This is a genomic window from Sphingomonas sp. NPDC019816, assembly GCF_050274375.1.
In the GTDB taxonomy this organism is placed as follows: Bacteria; Pseudomonadota; Alphaproteobacteria; order Sphingomonadales; family Sphingomonadaceae; genus Sphingomonas.
Genome location: NZ_JBNNOB010000183.1, coordinates 1 through 5,559 on the forward strand (window position 1 = coordinate 1; position 5,559 = coordinate 5,559).

At 66.3% G+C, this 5,559-nt stretch carries 4 protein-coding genes; 3 read left to right on the top strand and 1 reads right to left on the bottom strand.

Translation table 11 applies throughout. The annotated features are described in order from the left end of the window. Positions 1-292 precede the first annotated feature (292 nt). From otsB to ACQKJZ_RS17745, 3 genes are read left to right on the top strand one after another with little or no spacing between them, the layout of a single operon-like run. On the top strand, positions 293-1,066 hold the full coding sequence (otsB, locus tag ACQKJZ_RS17735; RefSeq protein WP_427732835.1) for a trehalose-phosphatase: 774 nt from the start codon (positions 293-295) through the stop codon (positions 1,064-1,066). Between the two features lie 11 nt (positions 1,067-1,077). After that, complete coding sequence (locus ACQKJZ_RS17740) at positions 1,078-2,844, top strand: glycoside hydrolase family 15 protein (protein WP_427732837.1); 1,767 nt, start codon at positions 1,078-1,080, stop codon at positions 2,842-2,844. Next, positions 2,841-4,256, top strand: coding sequence for an alpha,alpha-trehalose-phosphate synthase (UDP-forming) (locus ACQKJZ_RS17745; protein ID WP_427732839.1), 1,416 nt, complete (start codon positions 2,841-2,843; stop codon positions 4,254-4,256). The genes ACQKJZ_RS17740 and ACQKJZ_RS17745 overlap by 4 nt, the downstream gene beginning before the upstream one ends. A gap of 31 nt (positions 4,257-4,287) precedes the next feature. On the opposite strand, the gene ACQKJZ_RS17750 is transcribed toward ACQKJZ_RS17745, so the two are convergent. Beyond that, positions 4,288-5,415 carry a mechanosensitive ion channel family protein gene (locus tag ACQKJZ_RS17750; RefSeq protein ID WP_427732841.1) on the bottom strand — a complete coding sequence of 376 codons (1,128 nt, stop codon included), beginning with the start codon at positions 5,413-5,415 and terminating at the stop codon, positions 4,288-4,290. Positions 5,416-5,559: the final 144 nt, after the last annotated feature.

The following is a 5,559-nucleotide window of genomic DNA, read 5'->3' on the forward strand; positions in this document are numbered from 1 at the left end:
ACATTGCTCGGGGAAGAAGCCCTCCCCCATCCCCCTCCCGCTTGCGGGAGGGGGCGTGCCCAGCTCCGGCGATCAGCGCAGACACGAACCGCTCCCCTTCTTGCTCCCCTCCCGCAGGCGGGAGGGGCTGGGGGAGGGAAAGCCACATGCGATGTCGCCCGTGGAGAGGGCCCTCCCCCCCATCCCCCTCCCGCTTGCGGGAGGGGGTGCGCTTTGGGCGGCCGTCACCCCCCTTCCGTAATCATTTCGGCAGCGCAGCGGAACGCGAGCGGCGGGGATGGGTTCACTTGGCATGTCCGCATCCGCTATGCTCTCGCCCATGCCGGCCGACCTGCCCCCGCCCCCGCCCCGACTTTCCTCGACGGACAGCCTGTTCCTCGATTTCGACGGCACCTTGGTCGAGCTGGCCGACAATCCAGAGGCGGTGCATGTCAGCCGCGAGCTAGCCGATAGGCTGGATGCGCTCGCCGCGCACATGCCCGGCCGGCTTGCCATCGTCAGCGGCCGCTCGATCGCGCAGCTCGATGCGCTGTTCGGCCCGCAGGCCGCGCATTTGACGCTGGCGGGCAGCCACGGCGCCGAACGCCGCAGCCCCCAGGATGGTCATAGCCAGCCGGAGAAGCCCGATCACCTCGCCACCGCGACCGAGGAGATGCGTAGCGTCGCCGAGGCCAATGACCTGTATTTCGAGACCAAGAGCTTCGGCGCGGGCCTCCATTACCGCCGCAACCCGGACGCCGAGCCGCTGGCGTTGCGCGAAGCCACCGCCATCGCCGAGCGTCACGGCCTGACCCTGCAACCCGGCAAGATGATGGTCGAGGTCCGTCTGCCCGGTGACAAGGGTCAGGCGATCGGGACGCTGATGGAAACGCCCGCCATGCAGGGCACCCTGCCCATCTTCTTCGGCGACGACGTGACCGACGAGGACGGGTTCGAGGCCGCCGCCGCCCTTGGCGGGGCCGGCGTGCTGGTCGGCCCGATGCGCGAGACCGCCGCCCGCTACCGCCTGCCCGATGTCGCCGCTGTTCATGAGTGGCTTGCCCAAGCGCTGGAGAATGCCGAGTAATGCAACAGGACATGAATCTCTGGCCGATCGGCAATTGCCAGGTCTCGGCGCTGGTCGACTCGTGCGGCCGTTTCGTCTGGGGCTGCGTGCCGCGCGTCGATGGCGACCCGGCCTTCTGCGCGCTGCTGGGCGATGGCGAGCCGGAGACGGGATATTGGTCGATCGATCTGGAGGACCGGGTCTCGACCACGCAAGGTTACCTTCGCAACACGCCCATCCTGGTCACCACGCACATGGACGACCGGGGCAACGGCATTGAGATCACCGATTTCTGCCCGCGTTTCTCGCGTGAGGGGCGCACCTATCGCCCGACCAGCTTCGTGCGCATCGTCCGGCCGATCGGCAGCCCGCGCATCCGCGTCTGCCTGCGCGTCGCCAAGAACTGGGGGCATCCGACCCATCACACCCATGGGTCGAACCATATCCGCTTTATCATGACGGAGCAGACGCTGCGCCTGACCACCGATGCGCCGGTCGGGCACATCCTGGCCGAGCAGTGGTTCCGTCTCGAACGCCCGATCCACATGTTCCTGGGCCCGGATGAAAGCTTTGCCGGCGTCCTGCACGAAGCATGCCGTGCCATGCTGGAGCGTACCACGCACGAATGGCATCACTGGGTGCGCGGCCTGGCGACGCCGGTCGAATGGCAGGCGGTCGTCATCCGCGCCGCGATCACGCTGAAGCTGTGCCAGCATGAGGAAACCGGCGCGATCGTCGCCGCACTCACGACCTCGCTGCCCGAACATGCCGATTCGGGGCGCAACTGGGACTATCGCTACTGCTGGATCCGGGACGCCTATTATACGGTGCAGGCGCTCAACCGACTGGGCGCGCTCGACGTGCTTGAGGGGTATCTCGAATACTTACGCAACATCGTCGATGCGGCCAAGGGCGGGCATATCCAGCCGCTCTACGGCGTCGGCGGCGAGCCCACCTTGGTCGAGCGGATCGAGACGAAGCTGCCCGGCTACCGCGCCATGGGTCCGGTCCGCGTCGGCAATCAGGCCTATGAGCAGATCCAGCACGACGCGTACGGCCAGATCGTCCTGTCCGACGTGCAGGCGTTCTTCGACACGCGGCTGTTCCGCATGTCAGGGGTCGAGGATTTCCACTCGCTGGAACGCGTCGGCGAGCGCGCCTGGGCGAAGTACGACCAGCCCGATGCGGGTCTGTGGGAGCTGCGCACCAAGAGCCATGTCCATACCTACTCGGCCGCCATGTGCTGGGCGGCGTGCGACCGGCTCGCCAACGCCGCGCAGGCGCTGGCATTGGAGGAGCGGCGCGTCTTCTGGCAGGAGCGCGCCGATCTGATGCGCGAGACCATCGAGCAATCGGCATGGCGCGAGGAGACGCAGCGCATGTCGGCGACCTTCGGCGGCGACGACCTGGATGCCAGCATCATCCAGCTGCTCGATCTGCGCTTCCTGTCGCCCGACGATCCCCGGTTCCGCTCGACGCTGGACGCGGTTGAAAAGGGCCTGCGCCGCGGCAGCCACATGCTGCGGTATGCGACCGAGGATGATTTCGGCCTGCCGCATACCGCCTTCAACGTCTGCACGTTCTGGCTGATCGAGGCGTTGTATGTCACCGGACGTCATGAGGACGCCCGCGCGCTGTTCGAAGAGATGGTGGCGCGCTGCACCCCCGCCGGGCTTCTGTCCGAGGACATCGACCCGAATACGGGCGAGCTATGGGGGAATTACCCGCAAACCTATTCGCTGGTCGGCCTGATCAACTGTGCCGTCCTGCTGAGTAAACCATGGAGTGCCGTGCGATGAGTCGCCTGATCGTCATCTCGAACCGGGTCCAGCCGCCCACCACCGGGCCGGGCGGAAATCAGGGCGGGCTGGCGGTCGCACTCCTGGCCGCTTTGCGCGAACAAGGCGGCATCTGGTTCGGCTGGTCGGGGGAGACCACCGAGGAGTTCAGCGGCCATATCAATTTCCAGCAGGGCGGCGGCGTCACCACCGCGACCATCGACCTGGAAGAGCAGGATATCGACGAATATTATAACGGTTACGCCAACCGCACGTTGTGGCCGCTTTTCCACTATCGCATCGACCTGACCGAGTTCGAACGCGACTTCGATTCGGGCTATCGCCGGGTGAACGAGCGTTTCGCCGAGACGGTGCAGCCGCTGATCGAACCCGACGATCTGGTCTGGGTTCACGATTATCACCTGATGCCGCTCGGCCGTGAATTGCGCCAGCGGGGGTTCAAGAACCGGATCGGCTTCTTCCTCCACATCCCGTGGCCCCCCGTCCGGCTGCTCCTGTCGCTGCCCAGCCATCGCAAGCTGGTGGAATCACTGTTCGCCTATGACGTGGTCGGCTTCCACACCGAGGACTGGCTGGACAGCTTCCGCGACTATGTCACCAAGGAGCTGGGCGGGACGCTGGGCGAGAATGGCGCGGTGACGTGGAACGGCCGCACCATCCAGGCGATCCGCGCGCCGATCGGCATCGAGACCAAGGAGTTCGAGGAAGCCGCCAACGGTCACGACGCCCGCTTCGCGCGCGAACGCATGTACATGTCGGCGACCGGGCGCAGCCTGATCGTCGGCGTCGACCGGCTGGACTATTCCAAGGGGCTGGCCGAACGCTTCCTGGGCTATGAACGCTTCCTGGCGTCCAACCCGGAGCGACGCGGGTTGGTCTATATGCTCCAGATCGCGCCGCCCAGCCGCGAGAAGGTGAACACCTATCAGGAGATTCGCGGCCATCTCGATGCGCTGTCGGGGCGGATCAACGGCGAATATGCCGATATCGACTGGGTACCCGTCCGCTATGTCAACAAGGGCTTTCCCCGGCCGGTGCTGGCGGGCATCTACCGCGCCGCGCGGATCGGGCTCGTCACTCCGTTACGTGACGGCATGAACCTGGTCGCCAAGGAATATGTCGCGGCGCAGGACCCCGACGACCCCGGCGTCCTGATCCTGTCGCGTTTCGCGGGTGCGGCCGAGCAGTTGAAGGACGCCGTCCTCATCAACCCCTATAGCGCCGAGGAAATGTCCGACGCGATCGTCCAGGCGCTGACCATGCCGCGTGAGGAACGCATCAGGCGCTGGGAAAGCCTGGTCGACAATGTCCGGCGTGAGGATGTGTTCTGGTGGTGCGAGCTGTTCCTGACCGCGCTGCGCGGCGAGGGAGCGAGGGCGGAAGCCAAGGCGATCGAGGCGGCGGCGTCCTGATCCTCCCCCGCCCGGGGAGGGGGACCGCCGCTCAGGACGTACCTTGCGGCACGCCCCCTCCACCAGCCTGCGGCTGGTCCCCCTCCCCGTGCCGGGGAGGAATGGAATGTTCCAACCGCCGACGGGGCAGCGCCTCCGGCATTTCGTGGCGGATATAGTTCAGCAGCCCTTCCCGAATCTCGCACCGCAAATCGAACGAGACCGAGGCGTCGCGCGCCGTCATCAGGCCGCGCACCTCGATCGAATCGGGTTTCACATCCGTCACCTGCATGTTGAAGAACCGGCGGTCCCAGCGCGGACTCGCCTCGACCAGCTCGCCCATCTTCGTCCGCAGGCGGGGAATATCCGCCGCCGGGTCGAGATACCAGAAGACCGAACCCAGCAGCTGGCTGGTCTCGCGCGTCCAGTTCTGGAAGCTGTTCTCCAGGAACTTGGCGACCGGCACGACCAGCCGCCGCTCGTCCCAGATGCGCACGACGACGAAGGTCAGGTGGATCTGTTCGATCCGCCCCCATTCATTGTCGATGATGACCACGTCGTCGAGGCGGATCGGCTCGGTAAAGGCCATTTGCACGCCCGCGATCAGGTTCTTGAGCGCGGGCTGCGCGGCGGCGCCGACGACCAGGCCCGCGATACCGGCCGAGGCCATCAGCGTGACGCCGATGGTGCGGATGCCCGGCACGCTCAGCAGCATCAGGCAGACGGTCACGAACACGATCAGGAAGATGCCGATCCGCCCGAGGATTTGCGCGCGCGTTCGCTTGCGGCGGGCGCGCAGATTATCCTCGACGTTGATATCGGCGCGCAGATACACCACCCCCTGCAACGCACGCAGCCCGGCGACCGCGAGCCACCCGAGCAGCGCCGGCACGCCGAAGCCCAGTACCTGTCGCCAAATGTCCCGCCCCTCGCTGGACATCGGCACCAGCCGCATCGCGAAGCTGACCGCGATGGCGATCGCCACCCAGCGCAGCGGCTGGCGGATATGTTCGAGGACCAGATCGTCGCTCTGGCTGGCGGTCCGCCGCGCGGCATGGCCGGCCACCCGCATCGCCACCGCATGGACCACCAGCGCGACCAGAATCGCGGCGGCGATGATGAGGACGTGTTGAAGCCACAGCCATTCGGCCGGAATGTCGAGCGAACGAAGCCAGCGCATGGGGTGCTAAAGGGTGGGACCGGCGAAGGTTCCTTCGGGGTGAGGGATTCCCTTTGCCTTTGCCTTTGCCTTTGCCTTCGCTCAGGCTGAACGGTTTCAGTACCAGCCTCCGTTCAGCCTGAGCGAAGTCGAAGGCCACGCTCC

What these genes read in the sequence shown, in the direction of transcription:
- otsB (WP_427732835.1), top strand. Translation starts at nt 293, where the DNA reads ATGTCCGCATCCGCTATGCTCTCGCCCATGCCGGCCGACCTGCCCCCG.
- ACQKJZ_RS17740 (WP_427732837.1), top strand. Translation starts at nt 1,078, where the DNA reads ATGAATCTCTGGCCGATCGGCAATTGCCAGGTCTCGGCGCTGGTCGAC.
- ACQKJZ_RS17745 (WP_427732839.1), top strand. Translation starts at nt 2,841, where the DNA reads ATGAGTCGCCTGATCGTCATCTCGAACCGGGTCCAGCCGCCCACCACC.
- ACQKJZ_RS17750 (WP_427732841.1), bottom strand. Translation starts at nt 5,415, where the DNA reads ATGCGCTGGCTTCGTTCGCTCGACATTCCGGCCGAATGGCTGTGGCTT.